This is a genomic window from Verrucomicrobium sp. 3C (genome assembly GCF_000379365.1).
Taxonomy (GTDB): domain Bacteria; phylum Verrucomicrobiota; class Verrucomicrobiia; order Methylacidiphilales; family Methylacidiphilaceae; genus Methylacidimicrobium.
The window spans coordinates 343,918-346,592 of the sequence record NZ_KB901876.1 but is presented as its reverse complement, the minus strand read 5'-3'; the positions used below and the strand labels follow the sequence as shown (position 1 = coordinate 346,592).

The 2,675-nt window shown below is 61.4% G+C and carries 3 protein-coding genes; all 3 read right to left on the bottom strand.

Annotation, left to right across the window (positions count from 1 at the left end; all coding sequences use genetic code 11):
* A partial coding sequence (locus A37A_RS21550) for a helix-turn-helix domain-containing protein (RefSeq protein WP_255324921.1) occupies positions 1 to 134 on the bottom strand: 134 nt, incomplete at its 3' end.
* A 712-nt stretch (positions 135 to 846) separates the two neighbouring features.
* Positions 847 to 1,989, bottom strand: a complete 1,143-nt coding sequence (locus A37A_RS0112465) for an FAD-binding oxidoreductase (RefSeq protein WP_018291823.1) — start codon at positions 1,987 to 1,989, stop codon at positions 847 to 849.
* Positions 1,990 to 2,397 carry a hypothetical protein gene (locus A37A_RS0112460; protein WP_155996668.1) on the bottom strand — a complete coding sequence of 136 codons (408 nt, stop codon included), beginning with the start codon at positions 2,395 to 2,397 and terminating at the stop codon, positions 1,990 to 1,992. It lies immediately after the preceding gene.
* Between the last annotated feature and the right edge of the window lie 278 nt (positions 2,398 to 2,675).

The window sequence follows — 2,675 nt, the reverse complement described above, 5'->3', positions numbered from 1 at the left end:
TTGAGCCCAGCGATCCCCTCCGTGGAAAACCGTCGCCGCCATTTGCCCACGATATGCGCGTTGCACTGGAGCCGCCGGGAAATCGCCGCGCTGGAAACCCCATCGGCAGCCATCGGAATTATCCGTGCTCTCATCACCTACCCGGCTTTCGCATTCCTCTTGCGGACGCTGTCTTCTAACTCTTCTCTCTGCTCTTCGCGAATCGGTAATGCACTTAAAATGGCTCCCATAATGAAAGCCATAATACCTAGTCTGTACTGTTATGTCACGTAATTATGACGCGATGTACTACCTGTGAGCTCGGAGAAAGTCCGAGGGAGGGAAGGGGCCTTAGTTCAAGGGAAACGTCGGAAGGAGCGAGAACGGAGAGTGGCGGCACGCCTACAACCTCCCTTGCGGGTTCAGAGGCTCCAGAGGACGTTGCAGGAGAAAGCGAAGGCAAGTTCGATCTCACATCCCCCTCGGGAGATGTACGCGGAGCTTACCGTGGGCATAATCCTGTACCAACCTTGTCCGGAAGCCGAATGCGGGAAATCCGCCTGTTCGGTTTGATGAGCGGGGAGTGGAAACGGCCGATAGGGAGAGATACTCAGGCACTGTCATGCCGAAAGGGGCAGCCCCCGCTATGGCTCTCCTACGTCGCACCGCGCCACTCCTCGACTCCACACAAATTTCGTAGCCGAGGCACCGCAAATGGGCTTGGATGCGAGGCGCGGCGCCGGTTTTCCACCGGAGCTGTATGAGGACATACTGCAAGGATGGAAAACCAAGCGAGAGCGAAGCAGACAAGCCCATTGTGCAAGCCGCAGGAGAAAGCTTGTGAGAAATGGCGGTTCGCCATGCAGGTTAGGCTCGGATCCGTTTGGGAGTGAAGTCCGTCTCAGAAACGCCTTCTGCTGCGACGCGGGGAGGGAACGGGGCGTCGGTCAGAAGGGCGGCGGCGATCTGTCCGACTGCCGGGGAAGTTTCGATTCCGAAGCCTCCCAGCGCAGCAACCCAGAAAAAACCGGGAAGGTCGGGATCCCAGCCAATGACTGGGAGTTCGTCTGGAACGAAGGAACGGAGCCCCGCCCATCGGCGAAGGAGGGAATCCGGATCGAGCGGAAGGGTCGTGGCCTCGGCAAGCCTTTGGAGGAGGATCCGGCAGTCGGTTTCCTCCGGTTGGATGTCGCAGGGCGGAACCGGGGTCTGGTCGGCGGGGGAGGCGAGAAGCTCTTTTCCCCAGGGTCGGAAATAGAACCGTTCTCTTACCTCGAGAACCATCGGCCATCGCGCGATGTCGGTTTTGGCATCGGGTCGAAAGGTCATCACCGTTCTCCGTTTCGGCACGATCCCGATCGGCGCCGCCCCTGCCGTGCGGGCAACCTCGTCACACCAGGCTCCCGCCGCATTGACGAGGAACGGGGCCGCAAAGTCGCCGGCCGGAGTCCGAACCCGCCAAAGGGAGCCACTCCTCTCCATCTCCCTCACGGCCGCACGGAGACGGACGCATCCTCCTTGCCGCACGAGGCCACCCTGCAAGGCCCGAAGGAGAGCGGGAAGATCGATATCCATTCCGCCCGTCTCCCGCGCGGCTCCTCCGACAAATGCGGGCCGCAGCACGGGCACCTGCGCACAGGCCTCTTCCGGTGTGAGGTATTCCATCACGGTGCCAAGGGTGTTCATGCCTTCGACGAAGGAATCCAAGGCGCGGAGATCACGGGTGGAAGCGAGGAAGAGGGCATCCCGGGGAGCGGCGAGCTTGCGCTCCGAAAGAGTCTCCGGAGGATGCTCGAAGAATGGTCGACTGGCTCGGCAGAGAGCGCGAACGGGTGCCCTCCCATGGCTTCCCCGGAAGAAGACGGCCGAGCGTCCGGTGGAGTGGAAGGCCGGCTGACTCTCCCGTTCCAGGAGAACGACAGAGCAGCCCTTCTCGGCAAGGTGAAACGCGGTGGTCAAGCCGGCGATTCCTCCGCCGACGACCAGGACGTCGACTCCTTTGGCCGTCACCTACTTCTCCTCAAAAGCCTTTTGCACCCCGTTGGCGAACGCGTCGACCTTTGCCTTTGTGAAGTCGATCCCGAGCTGAGCGCGTTTGAGCTCAAGCTTGGCAAGCTCGGCCGCCTGCTTGGGCGTCTGGTTGCCCTTCAGGGTCTCCTTCTCCCGATCGCGAAGCGCCTCGTCGAGGTTGGCTAAGGCTTGCGCGGCCGCTTGCTTCGTCCTTTCCGAAGGATGGCGCCGGTACTCGGCGATTCGGTCCTCGGCCGTGGCCGCCTCCTGTTCTGCGCTGCAGCCGAAAGAGACAAGGAGAGGTGCTGCAAAGAGGAGAATCCACGCCGCCTTGCGCCAACCAGAAGGCTCTGGATGGGGCGCGGGATGCGAGGAAGCCAAACAGGAGTGAAGGGCGTGGGCGAGCATGCGGAAAAGATCGAAAGGCAAGAGCGAGCAAGTTGCGAGCCGGAAAATAAGAAAAAGGGTCGATTGCCTTTCCGTCGGCTCTAGCCGCCATTTCTCGTGTGCCGTGAAAAGGGTGCATCGCCCAGTGGGGAGGGAGTGATCTCCACCCGGCAACTATTGCTCCAGCCGGAAGCACCCGGAGCGGCTACTGGTGGCAACGCCAGCGGTCGAAGCCTCTGGGGGAAAAGGCCCGGGAAGCGGGTCAGCGAGCAAGCAGGCCCTAAGGAAAGTGAACGTTG